The sequence below is a fragment of the Pseudoalteromonas sp. NC201 genome (assembly GCF_002850255.1).
Taxonomy (GTDB): Bacteria; Pseudomonadota; Gammaproteobacteria; order Enterobacterales; family Alteromonadaceae; genus Pseudoalteromonas.
The window spans coordinates 126,851-146,476 of the sequence record NZ_CP022522.1 but is presented as its reverse complement, the minus strand read 5'-3'; the positions used below and the strand labels follow the sequence as shown (position 1 = coordinate 146,476).

Below are 19,626 nucleotides of genomic sequence, written 5' to 3'. Positions count from 1 at the left end.
GTTCCGCTACGTGGGCAGCAATCAAGTCAGAAAAATAACTTAACCTAATGATATATAAGTGACTTTAAAAATCCATCAGAACAGTCTACACTCTCTAAGTTAGGTCCAGTTAAATAGTGCTAGTGTGTCATCTTTTATAGTCGCTTTAATAATAATCTCAAGTGCTTTAGGTGCAGGAGAAGCTAAGGTAGAGCATACCTATGAATATGATAGAGCCGAGTATTTTCTCAACAAAGACCCTGCTCGTGCTTTACAAATCATTCAGCAGGTTGAGCCAGACAGGCAAACGAATAAAGCTCAATATATCAAAAGACAGCTTTTAGAAGCTACAGCACTAATGCTGCTGCGAAACAATGATGTTGCGCAACAGCCTGTGGCACGGCTTTTTGAGCTTTCTCAGACTGCTGAGTTTCGAGGCGAGCTTTTCCAAATCACCTTTTTATCCGCAACTTTGCTTAGACGTGCAAATCGCCTGGAAGACGCCACACAAGCCTATACTTGCGCACTTAAATACACAACTAATTTGAAGCAACAGCTGAGGGTATTAAATGGACAAGCAAATACACTCAGAGAACAAGGACGATACCCAAAAGCAAGCGCCATTTACGCTCAAGCAATCAAGGTCGCAGAGCAACTCCCTGATAATATAGCCATGGCTTCTATCTACAACAACTTAGGGGTGCTGCATCTAGATGCCAATAGCTTAACAGATGCAAAATCAGCCCTTCAGCATGCTTTTGAACTTTTCCAGCTAGCCACAGTCAAGTCAGCCGTTTTAAATTCCGGTCTCAATCTTCTACTCGTCGCGGTGTTAAGCAAAGATGAAGCCCTTTATCAACGCCTCCAGCCTAGATTACAAGCACTAACAGAGGATTACTTAAATGAGTCTCGATCGGCTTATCTTGACTGGATAAAAGCAGGACAGGCGTTTTCCCAAGGAAGCCACCTCAACGGATCAGAAAAAGCCAAGTTAGCGGCATCTTTTTTGAAAATAGATGACTTAGGCTTGAAGCGATTATTAAAAACACACTTAGCTATACCAATGAATGTGCGTCTAGATGCATCAGCATTTAAGCAAAACGCGTTTTCACTGAGTAGTTCAAAAGCAGATCCTGTGTGGGTCAAAAAGTTACTCAACTGCAACTGGTGAGTTGATTTATTCACAGCAGCTTGTATTCATACCTCAGAATCAACCTGCAAATGGGGGGTAATCATTGACGAGAAAGTCAAAAGCACGCAATATTCATGAATAAATTTGATTACCGAATGGGTTGCATGAAGTTACTTGAAAATGTCCCACTGTTTAAACAACTAGAGATCATCAATCGCTTAGCTTTTTTTAAAGAGTTTACGCTTGCCGAGCGCCAGGTGTTGCTTGAGTCTTTTGGTCACTTATATCTGGTGCAACAAGAGCGTCATGCTTTCAAACGCTTTGAAAAAGACAATCGCCTGTATATTGTATTAAGCGGTGAGTTTTTGATTTTTAAACAAGATGCGGCCCATGATTTAGGTAAAGTTGGTCCTGGAGAGTTTTTAGGTGAAGGTGCATTTATCACTAACCGAGAACGCAGCACTAGCGCACAAGCGTTAAAAGACAGCATCATATTGGCGATAACCCCAGATGCATTAACACGCTTGCCTAATGTGATCCGGGAAAAAATCAAAGATAAGCTCATTGAAGGTATGAGCCATCGCATTGCTAAGCTCAATGCATTTATTGAAGGGCAAGAAACCTAAATGAGCAGTGGGAGCCGTAGCTCCCACTTTGTATTATGCTAACAACTCACTGAATGCATCAAACAAGCTATCTAGTTCTTCTATGGTGTTGTAATGCATACAACCGATGCGAACAACCCCACCTTTATCCATCACCCCTAGCTGCTCGCAAAGCCCTTGGGCGTAGAAATTACCATCCCATACGCACATGTGCTTTTTACCTAAGAATTCCGACACGGTACGTGGCTCGATGCCATCAAATGTCAAAGCAAACGTTGGTGTACGCTCAGCGAGTCGCTCACGTGACTCGATACCAAAAAGTTTAATCTTTTTAAATTCGGCTAAACGCGTTAAGAAGTGCTGGCTAAGCTGCATCTCATGCGCTTTTGTGCGTGCAAACGCCTCAACCAGTTTCTCACGGCGTGGTGCATCTACACTCATCTCGCTAAGTGAAGCAATGTAGTCAATCGCCGCAACAACACCCGCTAGTCCTTCGAAACTCTGCGTACCAGTTTCCCAGCGGCCTGGGATAATGTCTTTTGCCGGCTCCACCTTATACGGAGTAAAACCTTCTAAATGCTCACGCTTACCATAAACAATGCCCACATGCGGACCAAAGAACTTATAAGCAGAGCACGCAAGGAAGTCGCAATCCAAACCTTGTACATCGATTAGCTCATGAGGTGCATAATGCACAGCATCAACATATACCAATGCACCAACTTGGTGCGCAAGCTCCACAATGCGTTTGATATCGTTGATTGAGCCCGTTGTATTCGATGCATACGTCACCGCAACTAACTTAGTCTTGGCATTTAGTAGTGATTCAAAATGCGCAAGATCAAGCGTGCAATCGGTTTCATTAATACGCACCGCATGTACCGTCGCACCTTTATCTTCGGCAGCTTGACGCCATGAAGAAACGTTTGAATAGTGATCGGCATTGGTCACAATAACTTCATCACCTGCTTGCCATTCGCGAGATAGCGCACGGCTAAAGCTAAAGGTTAAGCTAGTCATGTTGGCACCAAATACAATTTGATCTGCACTTGGCGCATTGAGTAAGTCCGCAACCGCTTGGCGCGCTTCACTCATCAAACTGACGGTCTTATCGCTCGAGAAAAATGCACCACCTAAGTTAGAGTTAAAATAACCAAGGTAAGCAGACATCGCGCTCAATACGGATTGCGGTACTTGAGAGCCACCCGGACCATCAAGGAAAATTGGCGCGGCTCCACCAATACTTTGCATAAGCGCAGGGAACTGACGACGCACTTGATTTAAATCCATACTACCCTCTTAGGCTGTAAATACGAAGCAGTCTAGGTAACCGACTTGCTCGGCATCTAGCTTGTTCATCGGTGTTGCGTTATGCCACACTTCACGGTCATTCACCAGTGCAAATAAACCATCTTTGATTTCCATTTTGAAACAGGGCTCAGCTTCTTTGTGCTCATAAACCAATAGCTCGCCACCAGCAATATTTTCGTGAGAAACACCGCAGACACAGACATGGTCAAAGCCATCTTGGTGCACACCTTCTGGCGCAGGAGGGGTATCGCTTTCAATCGCTAACATGCGAAACTGATGCACTTCTATGCTGGTATCATCTGCAATTCCCGTCATGGCTTTAAATTCAGCAAGCATATGCTTAAAGCCATCGGTGTTTAACATGTCCTGCTCAAGGTTTTCGTAAACACGCTCAATATTACCTTGGAAAGTATTAATTGAGTCGTCTTGCACGAAAGCCTTAGTCGGCTGCAATGTCACTTCACCGTCAGTGAATTTAACCACTGAATAGCGGCGCTTTCTGAATGCACCATCGGCATAAGGGTTATCTGGAAGTTGATTGAAGAAAGGCTTAACTGCGTCGATATGTGACTGCGGTAAAAAGCGTAGTTGTAATAAATTCTGGTTGTTTACTGTTGTCATGATCCTCTCGCCCATTGATGAGAATTTGCCGACAATTCTAATAAAACCAGAGAAAATTACTGTTTAAAAAAACGGGATTTTAACAAGCAAAACGCAATAAAAACCCACTTATAGCCACTTTAATAGATTACTTATCTAGATTTAAAATAATGCTTGATAACACCATTTAACTTGAGTGCTTTATGTGCATAAAAAAAGCCAGCATGCGCTGGCTTTTTTCTTTCAATGTATTCTAGAGCGAGTAATTAAACCGCTTGTTGAATGATCACTGAGTCTGCCTTTTTAGTGTACTGAGGCATCTTATGGAAGTTCAAGTAACGGTAAGTGTCCGCAGCCGTTGCATTGATCTTCTCTGCATACTCTTGATATTCAGCAGGTGTTGGTAGTTTACCAAGAATAGCAGCTACCGCTGCAAGCTCTGCTGATGCAAGGAATACGTTTGCACCCGTACCTAAACGGTTAGGGAAGTTACGAGTCGAGGTAGAAACAACCGTTGCTTTATCAGCAACACGTGCCTGGTTACCCATACATAGTGAACATCCTGGAGTTTCGATACGTGCACCTACACGACCGTAAATACCGTAGTAACCTTCGTCAGTTAACTGATCGCGGTCCATCTTCGTTGGTGGAGCAACCCATAGTTGCGTTGGTAGACGACCACCGAAATTATCCAGTAGTTTACCAGCTGCACGGAAGTGACCGATGTTAGTCATACAAGAGCCGATGAATACTTCGTCGATCTTCTCACCAGTTACCGCTGAAAGTAGACGAGCGTCATCAGGGTCATTTGGTGCACAAAGGATTGGCTCTTTGATATCAGCAAGATCAATCTCAATGGTGTGCGCGTATTCTGCATCCGCGTCAGCAGTCATTAGCTCAGGATTCGCTAGCCACTCTTCCATCTTAGTGATACGACGCTCAATGGTACGTACATCACCATAGCCTTCAGAGATCATCCACTTAAGCATCACGATATTAGAGTTTAGGTACTCTTCGATAGACGCTTGTGAAAGCTTAACAGTACAACCTGCCGCACTACGCTCTGCAGATGCGTCAGATAATTCGAACGCTTGCTCAACCGTTAAATGCTCAACACCTTCGATTTCAAGGATGCGACCAGAGAATTCGTTGATCTTACCTTTTTTCTCAACCGTCAATAGACCTTGCTGGATTGCATAGTAAGGGATAGCGTGTACTAGGTCACGTAATGTGATACCCGGCTGCATTTCACCTTTAAAACGAACAAGGATTGACTCAGGCATATCCAACGGCATTACGCCCGTTGCTGCTGCAAACGCTACTGCACCTGAACCGGCTGGGAATGAAATACCTAACGGGAAACGAGTATGTGAGTCACCACCTGTACCTACTGTATCTGGAAGTAGCATACGGTTTAGCCATGAGTGGATAACACCGTCACCAGGGCGTAGTGATACACCGCCACGGTTCATGATGAAATCAGGAAGTGTGTGGTGTGTGTTTACATCGATTGGCTTAGGATAAGCTGAGGTATGACAGAATGACTGCATTGTAAGGTCAGCAGAGAAGCCAAGACAAGCAAGATCTTTAAGCTCATCACGCGTCATTGGACCCGTAGTATCCTGAGAACCTACTGTTGTCATTGTTGGCTCACAGTATTGACCTGGGCGTACACCTGCCATGTTACATGCTTTACCAACCATCTTCTGTGCAAGCGTAAAGCCTTTACCAGAATCAGCCACTAACTTAGGCTTACGGAAGATATCTTCAGCTTCTAGGCCTAGTGAAGCACGAGCTTTATCAGTTAGACCACGACCGATGATCAGTGGAATACGGCCACCAGCACGTACTTCATCAAGAATTACGTCTGATTTCAGTGAGAACGTTGAGATAACTTCGTCAGTACCGTGACGCTTAACCACACCTTCGTATGGGAAGATGTCGATTTGGTCGCCCATGTTTAGTTCGTCAACTGGAAGCTCAATCGGTAGTGCACCTGAATCTTCCATGGTATTGAAGAAGATTGGCGCGATTTTACCACCTAGACACACACCGCCAACGCGCTTGTTTGGTACGAATGGAATGTCATCACCCATGAACCAAAGTACGGAGTTAGTTGCAGATTTACGAGATGAGCCTGTACCAACAACGTCACCTACGTACGCTAGCGGTAAACCTTTACCATTAAGCGCTTCCAGTTGTGCAATTGGACCTACTTCACCTGGCTTATCAGGGTTGATACCGTCACGCTCGTTTTTAAGCATAGCCAGTGCGTGTAATGGGATATCTGGACGAGACCAAGCATCTGGTGCTGGAGACAAGTCATCTGTATTTGTCTCACCCGTTACTTTGAATACAGTCACTGAAATCTTGTCTGCAACGGCTGGCTTCTCAAGAAACCATTCTGCATTTGCCCATGACTCAATCACTTGCTTAGCAAACTCATTGCCTGCTTTTGCTTTTTCTTCTACATCGTAGAATGCGTCAAACATCAGTAGTGTATGAGATAAACCCTTAGCAACGATAGGTGCAAGTGCTGCGTCGTCTAGTAGGTCGATCATAGGCGCGATGTTGTAACCACCAAGCATAGTGCCAAGTAGTTCAGCTGCATACTCTTTTGAAATGAGTGGTGATTCAGCTTCGCCTTTCGCTACTGCAGCCAAAAAGCCTGCTTTTACGTAAGCGGCATCATCTACACCTGGCGGTACACGGTTGATAAATAGATCAACGATGAACTCTTCTTCACCTGCAGGTGGAGTTTTTAGTAATTCGATAAGGTCAGCAGTTTGCTGCGCGTCTAACGGCTTAGGCACGATACCTTGCGCGGCACGCTCTTCTACGTGTTTACGATATTCTTGAAGCACAATATTGCCCTCTTGGTGACGTGGACAGACAAGTAAATGATCTGGCTGCGATTATTGATGCAATCGGCTGAACCATTCCCTTGACCATAAAATATAATGAACAATTATAAGGTCTTTGAGTATAGATGAAAATCTTGCATGCGATACCTCGCCTTATAGTCACTATAAATACAATGAATAAGCATACCGAAACAAGTATATTTTGATGAATATTAGTCAAACGAGAATCATTTTAATTTTGCGAAAAGGTACGCTTGGTAGGATTAAAAAAGGCTCCCGAAGGAGCCTTTTTGCATAAGTTAAGTAAAAATTAACGCTTAACTTTTACTTTCTCTTTAGAAGAAACGTGCGCTTCTACGCGACGGTTTTCAGCATGCGCTTCAAGCGTATTAGCTGGGTTTTTCAAACGCTCTTCACCGTAGCCTACTGTGGTAATACGCATTGAATCAATACCCATATCTACGAGTTTCTCAGCAACGTTTTTCGCGCGGCGCTCAGAAAGCTTTTGGTTATAATCCGCATCACCTACTGCTGATGCGTGACCTTCAATCACTACATCTGCATTTTTATGTTCTTTTAAGAACTTAGCAACCGCGTTGATATCATCAACATATTGCTGTGAGAAAGAAGCATCATCGTGCGGGAAACGAACAAGTAGATTTACTTTGTCTTCATTCGTTTCATATAAAGTACAACCTGACGCATCAACAGCATCCGTCATTGGTGTATTAGCACATTTGTCTTCGCTGTCCACTACACCGTCTTTATCACTGTCTTGTGGTGCTTCTGCAACTACAGGTGCCGGAGCAGGTGCAACTTCTTCCGTTTTAGCCGTGCTACCGAATGAGTAGTTGATACCAATTTTACCGCCAACATCAGTAAAACCTGCTTCTAAGCCTTGGTAAACTGCCGCTTCTGCATTCACGAACAAGTGATCGGTGAAGTAGTGACGAACACCAGCACCAACGTTAGCAAAAGTGTTGTCTGAAATGACGTCCAGATTCATCTTTTTGATACCCACTAGACCATAGAATGGGCCACCATCAAAGTGATATAAACCATCGATACCATAACGCTCTGCGTCTAGTGAACCATTGCTGATCCCACCAAGATCAAAATCCATGTCTGCATACTCAAGACGACCACTCCAATATTTATCAAAACGGTAGCCGATTTCAGCACCCCAACCAGTAGACTCTTCTACGTCTAAGCCAGCCATATCACGGTGATTTTGCCAGTCAGCATCATAGTAATCACCGAATACACCAAGATATACACCTTCAGTAGGTTCAGTGGTGTTTGCATTTGCATTGGCTGTTACTGCCATCGCAACTAGTAAGCTCAAAGTTTTAATTTTCATCATTCCTTCCCATCTCTGTTAGTTAACGCATTGAGTATTGACTCGGATAGTCTACCAGAAAATGCGTCTACTGATTACGTTGCATAGATAATATTAGCTCGTCCATTAATGTTTACTTAACGTTACATAAGGAATTTTTGCTATTTATGAATTAATTTTGATGACCAAATAGGATTTGATACAGACCTTGTTCCTTTAACAAATCCTTATGTTCTCCATACTGGGACACTTCACCATCATCTAAAACATAAATTAAGTCGGCTTGTTTTATTGCGCTCAGTCGATGTGCAATAATCAAAGTCGTTCTATCAGCCAAAAACGCTTGCAAATTGCGATGAATTTTTGCCTCAGTCTCAATATCAAGTGCCGAGGTTGCTTCATCCAGCACCACCACTTTAGGATCGGCAACAACCATTCTAGCAATGGCTAACCTTTGCTTCTGTCCTCCGGACAATTTAATCCCATTGCGACCAACTTGCGCATCTAATTTGTCAGCCAGAGCAAGTACGGTATCAGCTAGCTCTGCAACTCGGAGTGCCTGCCACAGCACTTGGTCAGATACCTCTCGTCCCATTGCTAGATTTTCACGGATGCTGGTATTAAAGAGTATCGGCTGCTGCAATACGGTCACTATATTATCTCGCACTGCTTCGTAACCAATTTGCTCTACTGGCGTGTCATTTATATGAATCTCGCCACTTTGCTTTTCATACAATCCCAAAAGCAATTGCACCAAAGTAGATTTACCACCTCCAGACACCGCTACTAACGCTACTTTCTTCCCTGCAGGAATATGCAAAGATACCTGCTTGAGCACGGGTTGCTCTGCAACGTAAGCGAAGTCTATATTGGCAAATTTGATATCAACCTGAGATGAATCAAAGACGGTTTTTGTAGCGGGATATTGTGCTTCTGTCGCAAAATTAAAAACCTGATTTAACCTACTAAGTGCCGCCGAAGCACCATAGTACGCATATTGAATACCAAGAATTTCCTGTACAGGCCCCATCATGAACCAAAGGTAACCAAATACTGCAAATATCTGGCCGACTGTTAAGTCAGAAAACACCACCATAAACATAGCGACAGCACGGAAAAACTCAAACCCCACCAAAAACACAGTAAAACTTAAGCGGTTAACGGCATCCGTTTTCCATTGTGACTGCACCGCGTAATGTTTGAGATCTTTGGCGGCTACTTTAACTTGTGCAAAGTAGTTAATCTCTCGACGAACGGCTTTTAGTTGAGAAATAGCATCTAGCGTCTCGACTAATGAAGTTTGCAATGCTTCAAATGCAGCATTCTCTTCCTTTTTCAGCTCTTTAACATGTTTGCCAAACTGCCGAGAAAAATAGATGACCGCCGGATTGAGCAACAGGATCACCAGCCCCAACATCCAATCAATCCAAAGCAAAATCGCCGCAGTGCCAATGATTGTGAGTAAACCGATTAAAAAGCGTGACAAGGTTTGGCTGATAAATTTATCTAAGGTTTCTACATCGGTAATACAACGAGAGCTAATTGCTGCACCACCTTGACTTTCGTACTCCTTAAGTTGAACTTTAGGTAAATGCGTAAGTAAGCGCTCACGGATTTGATAACTAATGTCCTTGCCAATAATAGTAAACTGGCGTGACTGCATCACCCCTAGCACCAAGCTGGCCAAGCGCATGGTTATTACAGCCAACAAAATAACCACGATATAGCCACTGGGGCCATGCCATTGCTCGGGCAATACCGAGTTCATCCAAGCCACTGCTCTACCTGGTGTGTCTAGTAAGACTTCATCGACCAGCAACGGCATCATCAAAGGGATAGGGACACTCACCAACGCGGCAAACAAGGCGATGATATGTGCCTTAATAAGCGGCCGTTTGTGCTCAAGGACTTTACGTTTAATTTCTTGCCAAGAAAGCTGCTGTTCTGCCATTTAGGTTCCACAAAAAGTTTGATAGTGGGCCGGTGTAGACGCGCTGATCCACGATTCAGGATAGTCTTTGTAATCATAGGGCGACGTCAACGCAGTTAGCCAATCCTCTAGCGTTTGACTCATGCCTTGCTGATTAAACAGCGCAATCTCAGCCTCCACCAACGCATTACGGGGGATAAGTATCGGGTTAGCTTGACTCATCAAGTTAGTCGCAATGTCATCGTGAGCACGCCTTTGCGCCCATTGTCGCAGCCAGCTCTCCAACTCCGTTGGCACGGATAAAGCTTTGTTTGGATGACCAAGCAAGCTATTAGTTAGTGCCGCAAAGGTATTGGTAAAGTCTAGTTCGTGCTCCGTCATCAACTTGAGTAAGTCACTAAGTAGAATGTCGTCTGCGTCGCTCCATTCATCAATACCAAGCTTAGCCGCCCACATATCTTTGTATTTGCGATTAAACGATTCAGAAAACTCCGCCAAAATTTGACTAAACGCTTCAATTCCCACTTGCTCATCCTGCCATAACACCAATAAGGCCTCGGCAAGTCGCGCACAGTTCCAATTCATGATGTTTGGCTGATTACCAAACGCATAGCGGCCTTGGCGATCGATAGAGCTAAACACGGCGTTAAAATCAAACTTTTCCATCATTGCACAAGGGCCAAAGTCTATCGTTTCACCACTGAGTAAAATATTGTCGGTATTCATCACGCCATGAATAAAGCCAACCCGCATCCACTCGACAACTAAGTCAACCAACTGCTCACACACTTCACGGAACAATTCGAGTACATCCTGTTCGGTCTCAACTTTAAATCCCTCAAATAATTGCTCGCCCAGCAAGTTAAGTAGGCTCCATAGCTCATCTTTATCTTGCTGTGTAGCCAGATATTGCAAGGTACCGATGCGGATATGACTTTTTGCCACACGACATACAACTGCGCCAGGTACTTCACCTTGACGATAAACATGGTGTCCAGTGGTTACAACAGCTAGGCATTCCGTAGTTGGAACCCCCAAGCCAACCATAGCTTGGCTCATTATAAACTCACGTACCGCAGGTCCTAGCGCACAAAAGCCATCACCACCTCGAGAAAATCGCGTCGCTCCAGAGCCTTTCAAGTGCAGGTCGTATTGACGTCCGTCATCGAGCTTCACCCCGCCAATTAAATGCGCTCGGCCATCACCAAGTAACGGGTTAAATTGCCCAAACTGATGACCACTGTAGGCTAAGCTCGTAGGTTCAATATTGCCTAAAGGGCGCTGACCACTTAACAGCTCAGCAAGCGCTGTAGTGTCGTATTCCTTTAGCTCAAGCTTAACTAGCAACGGCGTATTAGATAGTAGTAATGTGGGCTGATTAAATCTTGCTGGTTGCTCCTTAAAGAGCAGAGCAGAACCCTGATAGGGCTGAAAAAATACCATGCGATCATCTCTATTTTTAGCGCCTAGCGAATATTATCACCAACACTCATTGACACAATTTGGCTTAACTCTTGTAAGCTAAGCCCGCTATATTGACGCATTTCATTGAAAAACTGCTGCGCCGATTGCAGTGACTTCTGACTTTGTAAGCCTCCGTCTATGATCTCCTCGGCACGTAGCACCGTTTCGACGTCTTTACTCAGTAAAAACGTATCTTTACCTAACACACGAAGTGCGTAAGGCCCGGTATTCCCACCGAGTCTCGAACCATGCTTTTTCAAGTACAGCCACAGACCTACGATATTGTCTTCAGGCCAGTGTGCGACGAAATCACTAAAGCGACCATACTGTTGTTGCACTGCAAAAATCATATGGCAATTGTCAGCGATACTTTTTACCTTTTTAGCATTACGAATGATCCGTTCATCCTGACTACGTTGCTCATACATTTCAGGTGACATCATAAGCAACTTCTCAATTGAGAATTGCCAAAATACTTCTCTAAAGCCATCCCACTTATTATCAACCACCGCCCAATAAAACCCGCTCTGGAAAATCTTGCGAGTAAATTCTTCTAGCCATTGATCATCACTTAATGCCAATAGTGATTCGGCACTCAATGGTTGGTTAAGCTTAGCTTTTAGCGCCGCCTCAGAGCCTTTGCGCTCGGCAGCTCTATGATAAATTTTTTCGAATACTTTCATGCTCATGACCGAGTTTTATTGTTATCAAATACAGGGTAACTTATCTGACTTTGCGGTGTGAGTTAATTTTAATAAAAGTAGATTGCTCAGGTTGCTCTTATACAAGACAGATATCCCTTTAACATCATACCAACACCATCAATATTAAGAGCAGCTCAAAGCCGACTCTTTTTTCCAAGCACCCAACAAAGCACATTGTGATTACCGCTCCCTAACGAACAGCCATACAGTTAGTTTTCATTTTGTTAACTTAAACACTTCCATTGTTAGAGAGCACCAAGCTCACCTTGTAGAGATAAAGCCCATGTTGACCGTAATCTGCTAGCAACTTTCTCAGTAATTGTAATGACAATAGAATGTTAATATATGGTGCAAAAAATTGCGTAAAAGTATTAATTTAACTTGACATGAACCCATAACAGAAAATAAGATCGCACAGTAAATGATAAGTGTTTTCATTTGCAATGGTAAAATATAATTAACATAGGAGTGTGATCTGTGTCCAAGTTTGCTATCAAGTGGGCTAACGTTATTTCAGACAACAAAGGGAAGGTACTCGCGTATCTCAACAGTATCTTAAAATGCCCCTATCTTGCCGAAGATGCGTTACAGGACACTTTTATCCGTCTTAGCAGCATGTCACATACACAAAATGCGCAAATCAATAACACAACGAGTTTCTGCTTCCAAGTGGCTAGGAATATTGCAATCGATATGCTTAGAAAGCAAAGTCGAGAAAGCTTAGTTGCCCTTGAGGCAACGCATGTAGAGTACATGTCAGACACAGATTCAGATATCGAAAACAAAGTCGAGTCGGCGCAACTGGATAGACGCATGGACTCAACAATCCAAAAACTGTCAACTCGCCATCAAAATATCATTAGCTTTTATCGTACTGGTCGATTCAAACAAAAAGAAATTGCGAAGCTTTATAAAATCTCACCAACCTTGGTTAACTTTATGATAAAAGAGGCTGTACACAGCTGCCAAAAGGAGTTTTTAGCTCACTAGAATAGAGGATTATACACTAGCTGATTGTTGTACTCGTAGCTTCGCAGCAATGAAATCAGGGTGGGCAACATAAAACAGCCCGGCTATTTTCCGAATGATATGGTCTTCATGGCTGTCGAGTTCACCATCTGCATAAGCAACGTGCCACAATAGTTCAATGACCTCGATGCGCTCAATGTCGCTGGTGTGGTTATTCACTTGCTTGGCAAAAGAATACATATCTACCGCCTGTTCCACCAATTGCTGTGCTTGCGTTATCAGTGCACTGACTTGTGGTTCAGGCAATTCACAACGTGTTTTGAGTAGCTCCGCAATTTTATCGAACTCCGACTGTTGTAGTTTGCCGTCCGCTCGCATCACTTCAACCAGTAATGCAGCAAGCGCGGTATTAAAGTCGATTTCTTGTTTCGGTGACGACTCCTGCAAGCTTTGAAATAGTTTTTTAAGTTGGTTAAGCAAGTGGCTAATCTCCCATGTGATATACTGTAAATGTAGCAGACTAAAAGGACGGTTATGCGTAAGTTATCATTGAGACTAAATTCATTAAAGCTAAGTTCCCTAGTCGTAGGTGCAACATTGCTCTCGGCATGCCAATATACACCGGTTCCACGAGGCGAACCTGAAAAGCTCTATGACTTTGACCACAAAGTACATTATGAGCAAACCACGTATAACGATGACCACTTTCGACTGGCAATTAAGCCAGATAGTTATGCGCATTTTAGGCAACAAAGCGTATTTTTGCTGCGCCATGCCAAACGCTTATGCCAAGGCAGTAACCCACAATTGACATTACTTGGTGGCGTCCAAGGCTTTGATAAGATGCCATTAGAGCCAAGACCTTACCAGAATGACTTAACAGTAGACGTAAAATGTGTGGCCAAATAGCCACACATTTTTGTTAGCGCTATAAATCTTTTTCAGTAACCCGCTCTGGGTTTAGTCTTTATACCAGTTGTATTAAGTAAATGATCTATTTTGAAGCGGGAAAATAGTTTTAGTAGCTAGGCAAAAATTTTGCTATTTAGTTGTTCTAAATGAGAAATTTTTAACGAAGCTAATATGATATTTCACCCTTCAAATTGATTAGAGAATTAATTCAATTGGTATTATATCCCCAAGGCGCTTTTGGTGCGGTTACCGGTTTTGTTAAATCAAAGTCCACTCGGAACTCTCGCCCTTCACGCACTAAACGATAGGTAAACTGCTCCGGATAGATATACATCTGCCATGTATTTCCGACTGACTGTGGGATCCCTTGCTGGACAAATAACTGTTTTGAGTATTCATCAGCAGGGAACGACTGCACGGTATTAAATCCCGCATCTAGGGTATGACCACCATACATAGTAGAAACATCGTCACTGCCATCTTCATGGCGGTGATCGTGCTTTAAGCTCAAACCACTCCCTGTTTTGGTGATGATCCAAGTTCTTGAAGCATCTTTTCCTACATGAAATGGGACTTGAAGCTCAGCGTCGCCACATTTACGAACGTGCATCACAAGACGCGCATCGCTAAAGCTGCTTGGGCCTTGATTATCCACCATTACTTTGCCTTCGTAGGCTTTACCACAATGCGCTTTAATAGCGTCAAAAAATGCATCATGGCTTGGGATGGAAACCAGCGGGGCAGGACGCGCGAAGGCTGCACAGCTCAAGGTTACGAGTAGCGCTAAAGTTAATTTTTTCATTAGAGACACCTAAAACAAATAAAGCCAGAGCTTAATCAGCTTCTGGCTTTGTGGCAAAATTATTCGACTAAATTGAGTAAACAGCTATTATTGCCAAGGTCTTGTCGTAGCAAGCTGCTGCTCAAAGGCATCAATTTGGGCATTTAATAATTCGGTCTCACCGATAAAGTCAAGGCCACTCAAGAGGCGTGCTTTGATGTCTTCTCGCACCTCAAAGTCAATTGGTGCAATACCCGCTCCGCTTATCTGCTGCGCTTCTAGGTCAATACTCAAATGCACTTGTGATTGTTGCTCACATGCATCGAAGAGCGTATCTAACGTGCTGGCTGGTAACGCAATGCAAAGCATTTGGTTATTACCACAATTGTTAAAAAAGATATCGGCAAAACTCTCGGCTAGGATCACGGTAAAACCATATTGTTTTAGTGCCCAAGGAGCATGCTCACGAGACGAGCCACAACCAAAGTTGTCACGCGTTAACAAGATTGACGCGCCCCGATATTGTCGATAGTTAAGTACAAAATTCGGATCTGGCTGGCCATCGTCAAGATAGCGCCAATCATAAAACAGCGCTTTATCAAACCCATCGCGGCTGGTTGAAGTTAAAAACTGCTTGGGAATAATTTGGTCTGTATCAACATTGTTTTTGTCTAATGGCGCAACTAGGCCCTGATGAAACACGCTCATGACGCCTCTCCTCGAATATCAGTAAAGTGACCTGCAATTGCCGCTGCGGCAGCCATTGCTGGACTCACCAAATGCGTACGACCGCCTCGCCCTTGACGCCCTTCAAAGTTACGGTTTGAGGTCGATGCACAGCGTTTTTCTGCGCCAAGCCGATCATCGTTCATCGCCAAGCACATAGAGCAGCCCGGTTCTCGCCACTCAAACCCCGCAGCTTTAAAAATATCGGCTAAGCCCTCTTGTTCGGCTTGCTGCTTTACTAATCCAGATCCTGGGACGATTAGCGCTTCAACGCCTGCCGCTACGTGCTTGCCTGCCACCACTTGTGCCGCCGCACGCAAATCTTCAATACGACTATTGGTGCAAGAGCCAATAAATACGGTGTCGACTTTGGCATCGCTTAGCCTTTGTCCTGCTGCGAGGCCCATATATTTCAGCGCGCTGCGCATCGCATCCGCTTTGACTAAATTAGGTTCATCGTCAGGGTTCGGTACTAAGTCATTAATACCAATGACTTGCTCTGGACTGGTCCCCCAGGTTACTTGAGGTTGTACACTGTCAGCATCCAGCTCCACGACACGATCAAATTCAGCATCCGGGTCGCTATGCAAGGTTTGCCAATAGCGCACCGCAGCATCAAAGTCTTCGCCTTGAGGTGCAAATGGGCGACCACGTAAATACGCAAAGGTTTTCTCGTCAGGTGCGATCAAGCCAGCTTTCGCCCCCATTTCAATACTCATATTACAGAGCGTCATCCGCGCTTCCATCGACAGCGCTTCGATCCCCGTCCCACAAAACTCAGCCACATAACCAGTGCCACCAGCTGTGCCTAATTGCCCAATCACAGCGAGGATCAAGTCTTTTGCAGTCACGGTCGGGCGCAATACGCCATTCACTTGAATTTTTAACGATTTGGCTTTTTTCTGTTGTAATGTTTGCGTGGCCAGCACGTGTTCAACCTCTGATGTACCAATACCGTGAGCCAGCGCACCAAATGCACCATGCGTTGAGGTATGGCTATCGCCACATACAATCGTTGTACCCGGCAAAGTGATCCCTTGCTCAGGTCCCATTACGTGCACTATACCTTGGTTAATCGAATTTAAATCGTAAAGTACAATGCCGAACTCTTCACAGTTTTGTGCCAACGCTTGTAGCTGGTTTTTGCTCACCTCACTGGCAGCATCAATCGAACGGCTCTTGGTCGAGACATTATGATCCATTGTCGCAAAGGTTTTTTCTGGACACCTTACCGGACGATTCTGCTCTCTTAAGCCCGCAAATGCCTGCGGTGAAGTGACTTCGTGTACTAGATGACGGTCAATGTACAAGAGATCGGTTTGCTCGTTTAATTTAGCAACCACATGGGATTGCCAAATTTTATCGTATAATGTTTTTGCCACTTGCTCTTACCTTTATTAAACCCTGTCGACGATCGCTTGCGCGACATCCATAGTAGTAAATCCTGCTTGAGGATAGATATCCGGTGTACCTACACCATCTTTCACCGCCTCTGCTACTGCCTTTTCAATTGCGCGTGCCGCTTCGTCTTGCCCCAATGAATAACGTAGCATCAGCGCGGCACTTAAGATTTGTGCGATTGGGTTTGCCACTCCTTTACCGGCGATATCTGGTGCTGAGCCGCCCGCTGGCTCATATAAGCCAAAACCCGATTGATTTAGACTTGCCGATGGTAATAACCCCATGGAACCCGTGATCATTGCACATTCATCAGAAAGGATGTCACCAAACAGGTTGTCGCACAGTAGCACATCAAACTGGCTTGGTTGCTTTACCAACTGCATCGCAGCGTTGTCGATATAGATGTGATCAAGCGCCACATCTGGGTATTCTTTCGCGACTTCATTGACCACTTCACGCCACAGTACACTGGTTGCCAGCACGTTGGCTTTGTCTACAGAAGTCACATGATTGCTTCTAAGTCTCGCTGCATCAAAAGCAAAACGGGCGATGCGTTCGATTTCTTTGCGCGAATAGGTTTGCGTATCAAACGCCGACTCGCTTTCGCCCTCACCTTGGCGACCTTTTTCGCCAAAATAAATTCCGCCAGTAAGCTCACGGACGCATAAAATATCAAAACCTTGCTGGCTAATGTCACTGCGTAGTGGAGAGGCAGCGCTTAATGCGGGTAATAGCTGCGCAGGACGCAGATTACAAAATAGCTGAAAGTGCTTTCTAAGCGGTAATAAGGATGCCCGCTCTGGTTGCTCATTTGGTGGTAAATGCTCCCACTTAGGCCCACCCACAGAGCCAAATAAAATCGCATCAGCGGCTTCACATGCGGCCAATGTCGCCGCGGGTAAGGCTTCACCAAATTGGTCTATGGCCGCACCACCAATCGCTTGTGGTGATTTTTCTAAAGCAAAGTTGAACTTAGTCGCCACTTTATCTAATACCAGCTCAGCGGCTTGCATCACTTCTGGACCAATTCCATCTCCAGCTAATACTGCGATTTTGTAGTTTGTTTGACTCATCCTGCTTTCCTTTGTTGTTTTAGGCTAGACACTTTTTGTGCTCTATCAATTAGGTTATATACTCGGATCATGGCTCTCACTGACGCTTCGACGATGTCGGCCGCAAGTCCCACACCGTGATATTGCTTACCATCAAACTTGGCAATAATATCGACTTGGCCCAGTGAACTTGCCCCTTTACCCGTCGCATCAAGGTTATATTCCACCACTTCCACCGCCATGCCAGTGATACGCTCGATAGCTACAAACGCCGCTTCCACAGGACCGTTGCCGGTTGCCGCTTCTTGCTTAAGCTCACCATTCAAGGCAATCCCCACAGTCGCGCTCGCGATAGATTGAGAGTTAGAAGATGCATTGACGAACTGTAATTGGTAGCGCTCGTCTTTATCTTTGATTTGGTTGAAATAAATCATCGCTTCAAGGTCATAGTCGTAAACCGTGCCCTTTTGATCGGCTAACGCCAAGAAGCTTTCATACAGGCTATCCATATCGTAATCCGATTTCTGATAGCCAAGCTCGGTAAGACGATGCTCGATAACATGTCGGCCAGAGCGTGAAGTCATATTTAACTGATTACTCGGCACACCAACGGTTTCTGGTGCCATGATTTCATAGGTGTTTTGTGCTTTTAAGACGCCGTCTTGGTGAATACCCGAGCTATGTGCAAAGGCATTTTCGCCTACAATTGCCTTGTTTGGCTGCACCGGCATATTGCAGATTTTAGCAACTTGACGTGACGCGCGATAAATCTCTTCGCTACGAATATCGGTGTGCACTTTTAGGTGGTCTTGACGCATCTTCATGATCATCGCCACTTCTTCTAGTGAGCAGTTACCTGCACGCTCACCAATACCATTGATGGTACATTCGATTTGTCTTGCACCGGCTTGTACCGCCGCGATTGAGTTTGCCACCGCAAGTCCTAAATCGTTGTGACAATGGACACTTAGTCTGGCTTTGTCGATGTTAGGCACATTATTACGAATATGGTAAATCATCGCTGCATACTCGTCTGGTGTGACATAACCTACGGTATCAGGCAAGTTAATCGTAGATGCACCGGCATTAATCGCCGCTTCAACAATACGACACAGGTCTGAGTGTGGCGTACGGCCGGCGTCTTCACATGAAAACTCAACATCATCAGTGTACTTTCTGGCTTGAGAAATGGCCTTAATCGCCATGCTAGTCGCATCATCTAGACTCATTCTTAACTTATGTTCTAGGTGCAGAGGGCTGGTTGCGATAAAGGTGTGAATGCGGCGCTGCTCAGCGCCTTTAAGGGCTTCGCCACATGCGTCGATATCTTTACTAACCGCACGCGCAAGGCCACAAATCGCTGGACCTTTTACCTCGGCAGCAATGCGTTGTACCGCACGAAAATCAGCCGGACTTGATACTGGAAAACCCACTTCCATAACATCCACATTGAGACGACTAATGGTATGCGCCAGCTGTATTTTATCTTCTTCTGTTAAGCTGGCTTTTAACGCCTGCTCACCGTCCCTTAATGTTGTATCGAAAATCCAGACTTTATCTTGCATACCCTTATCCTCAGCCAAAAAAAACCCCGCAAGTGCGGGGTGTCTACAGTAAATGTCGCTCAATTCGCGCAATTACACCCCACCCCTCTGGTTTACCAGTAGGAGGTTAAGAAGGAGTGAAATACGCGCAGTCATTTTCATTGAGCTAAGTGTTCCTGTTGATGAATTGGTTATGTTTTAACATGCTTCAAAAGCGACAATCAAGCATAAATTATCCCAAAAATAGAGTTTAAATCTCGATTTATTGGCAAATAAAATCACAATAACGCCAAATTTAGAAAATACATTTCAA

17 protein-coding genes are annotated in these 19,626 nt (G+C 44.5%); 4 read left to right on the top strand and 13 right to left on the bottom strand.

Annotation, left to right across the window (positions count from 1 at the left end; translation table 11 throughout):
* The first annotated feature begins 124 nt into the window (after positions 1-124).
* Both PNC201_RS00670 and PNC201_RS00665 read left to right on the top strand, forming a co-directional pair.
* Entirely contained in the window at positions 125-1,150 is a 1,026-nt protein-coding gene (locus tag PNC201_RS00670) for a tetratricopeptide repeat protein (RefSeq protein WP_102055860.1), read from the top strand.
* Positions 1,151-1,275: 125 nt separating this feature from the next.
* Positions 1,276-1,737: a cyclic nucleotide-binding domain-containing protein gene (locus PNC201_RS00665; protein ID WP_010374445.1), complete on the top strand. Its 462-nt coding sequence runs from the start codon at positions 1,276-1,278 to the stop codon at positions 1,735-1,737.
* A gap of 33 nt (positions 1,738-1,770) precedes the next feature.
* On the opposite strand, the gene PNC201_RS00660 is transcribed toward PNC201_RS00665, so the two are convergent.
* The 7 genes from PNC201_RS00660 to PNC201_RS00630 form a co-directional block, all read right to left on the bottom strand.
* Positions 1,771-3,006, bottom strand: a complete 1,236-nt coding sequence (locus PNC201_RS00660) for a cysteine desulfurase-like protein (RefSeq protein WP_010374444.1) — start codon at positions 3,004-3,006, stop codon at positions 1,771-1,773.
* A gap of 9 nt (positions 3,007-3,015) precedes the next feature.
* Entirely contained in the window at positions 3,016-3,648 is a 633-nt protein-coding gene (locus tag PNC201_RS00655; RefSeq protein ID WP_010604322.1) for a 2OG-Fe dioxygenase family protein, read from the bottom strand.
* Between the two features lie 245 nt (positions 3,649-3,893).
* On the bottom strand, positions 3,894-6,491 hold the full coding sequence (gene acnB / locus PNC201_RS00650) for a bifunctional aconitate hydratase 2/2-methylisocitrate dehydratase (RefSeq protein ID WP_045989411.1): 2,598 nt from the start codon (positions 6,489-6,491) through the stop codon (positions 3,894-3,896).
* A 310-nt stretch (positions 6,492-6,801) separates the two neighbouring features.
* Positions 6,802-7,851: an OmpA family protein gene (locus PNC201_RS00645; protein WP_102055859.1), complete on the bottom strand. Its 1,050-nt coding sequence runs from the start codon at positions 7,849-7,851 to the stop codon at positions 6,802-6,804.
* Between the two features lie 151 nt (positions 7,852-8,002).
* A complete protein-coding gene (locus tag PNC201_RS00640; protein WP_102055858.1) occupies positions 8,003-9,781 on the bottom strand; it encodes an ABC transporter ATP-binding protein in 1,779 nt (592 codons plus the stop codon).
* A complete protein-coding gene (locus PNC201_RS00635; RefSeq protein ID WP_102055857.1) occupies positions 9,782-11,203 on the bottom strand; it encodes a protein adenylyltransferase SelO in 1,422 nt (473 codons plus the stop codon).
* A 23-nt stretch (positions 11,204-11,226) separates the two neighbouring features.
* A complete protein-coding gene (locus PNC201_RS00630) occupies positions 11,227-11,907 on the bottom strand; it encodes a DNA-3-methyladenine glycosylase I (protein ID WP_010604317.1) in 681 nt (226 codons plus the stop codon).
* Between the two features lie 498 nt (positions 11,908-12,405).
* On the opposite strand from PNC201_RS00630, the gene PNC201_RS00625 reads away from it, so the two are divergent.
* On the top strand, positions 12,406-12,918 hold the full coding sequence (locus PNC201_RS00625; protein WP_010604316.1) for an RNA polymerase sigma factor: 513 nt from the start codon (positions 12,406-12,408) through the stop codon (positions 12,916-12,918).
* Between the two features lie 9 nt (positions 12,919-12,927).
* Here PNC201_RS00625 and PNC201_RS00620 read toward each other — a convergent pair whose 3' ends face one another.
* On the bottom strand, positions 12,928-13,377 hold the full coding sequence (locus tag PNC201_RS00620) for a tellurite resistance TerB family protein (RefSeq protein WP_102055856.1): 450 nt from the start codon (positions 13,375-13,377) through the stop codon (positions 12,928-12,930).
* Positions 13,378-13,431: 54 nt separating this feature from the next.
* Between PNC201_RS00620 and PNC201_RS00615 the strand changes: the two genes are divergently transcribed.
* Positions 13,432-13,806, top strand: coding sequence for a hypothetical protein (locus tag PNC201_RS00615; protein ID WP_039494777.1), 375 nt, complete (start codon positions 13,432-13,434; stop codon positions 13,804-13,806).
* A gap of 211 nt (positions 13,807-14,017) precedes the next feature.
* Here PNC201_RS00615 and PNC201_RS00610 read toward each other — a convergent pair whose 3' ends face one another.
* The 5 genes from PNC201_RS00610 to leuA form a co-directional block, all read right to left on the bottom strand.
* The gene (locus tag PNC201_RS00610) at positions 14,018-14,611 is read right to left on the bottom strand and encodes a hypothetical protein (protein WP_102055855.1); all 594 of its coding nucleotides are present in this window, start codon (positions 14,609-14,611) and stop codon (positions 14,018-14,020) included.
* An 87-nt stretch (positions 14,612-14,698) separates the two neighbouring features.
* A complete protein-coding gene (leuD, locus tag PNC201_RS00605) occupies positions 14,699-15,298 on the bottom strand; it encodes a 3-isopropylmalate dehydratase small subunit (RefSeq protein ID WP_010604312.1) in 600 nt (199 codons plus the stop codon).
* A complete protein-coding gene (leuC, locus tag PNC201_RS00600; RefSeq protein WP_102055854.1) occupies positions 15,295-16,698 on the bottom strand; it encodes a 3-isopropylmalate dehydratase large subunit in 1,404 nt (467 codons plus the stop codon). The genes leuD and leuC overlap by 4 nt, the downstream gene beginning before the upstream one ends.
* Positions 16,699-16,713: 15 nt before the next feature.
* Entirely contained in the window at positions 16,714-17,790 is a 1,077-nt protein-coding gene (gene leuB / locus PNC201_RS00595; protein WP_045989497.1) for a 3-isopropylmalate dehydrogenase, read from the bottom strand.
* Entirely contained in the window at positions 17,787-19,334 is a 1,548-nt protein-coding gene (gene leuA, locus PNC201_RS00590) for a 2-isopropylmalate synthase (RefSeq protein ID WP_102055853.1), read from the bottom strand. Before leuA ends, leuB begins: the two co-directional genes overlap by 4 nt.
* Between the last annotated feature and the right edge of the window lie 292 nt (positions 19,335-19,626).

Excerpts from the sequence above, each read along its gene's own strand:
- PNC201_RS00665 (WP_010374445.1), top strand. The coding sequence starts at position 1,276 with ATGAAGTTACTTGAAAATGTCCCACTGTTTAAACAACTAGAGATCATC.
- PNC201_RS00660 (WP_010374444.1), bottom strand. The coding sequence starts at position 3,006 with ATGGATTTAAATCAAGTGCGTCGTCAGTTCCCTGCGCTTATGCAAAGT.
- PNC201_RS00655 (WP_010604322.1), bottom strand. The coding sequence starts at position 3,648 with ATGACAACAGTAAACAACCAGAATTTATTACAACTACGCTTTTTACCG.
- PNC201_RS00645 (WP_102055859.1), bottom strand. The coding sequence starts at position 7,851 with ATGAAAATTAAAACTTTGAGCTTACTAGTTGCGATGGCAGTAACAGCC.
- PNC201_RS00640 (WP_102055858.1), bottom strand. The coding sequence starts at position 9,781 with ATGGCAGAACAGCAGCTTTCTTGGCAAGAAATTAAACGTAAAGTCCTT.
- PNC201_RS00635 (WP_102055857.1), bottom strand. The coding sequence starts at position 11,203 with ATGGTATTTTTTCAGCCCTATCAGGGTTCTGCTCTGCTCTTTAAGGAG.
- PNC201_RS00630 (WP_010604317.1), bottom strand. The coding sequence starts at position 11,907 with ATGAAAGTATTCGAAAAAATTTATCATAGAGCTGCCGAGCGCAAAGGC.
- PNC201_RS00615 (WP_039494777.1), top strand. The coding sequence starts at position 13,432 with ATGCGTAAGTTATCATTGAGACTAAATTCATTAAAGCTAAGTTCCCTA.
- PNC201_RS00610 (WP_102055855.1), bottom strand. The coding sequence starts at position 14,611 with ATGAAAAAATTAACTTTAGCGCTACTCGTAACCTTGAGCTGTGCAGCC.
- leuD (WP_010604312.1), bottom strand. The coding sequence starts at position 15,298 with ATGAGCGTGTTTCATCAGGGCCTAGTTGCGCCATTAGACAAAAACAAT.
- leuB (WP_045989497.1), bottom strand. The coding sequence starts at position 17,790 with ATGAGTCAAACAAACTACAAAATCGCAGTATTAGCTGGAGATGGAATT.
- leuA (WP_102055853.1), bottom strand. The coding sequence starts at position 19,334 with ATGCAAGATAAAGTCTGGATTTTCGATACAACATTAAGGGACGGTGAG.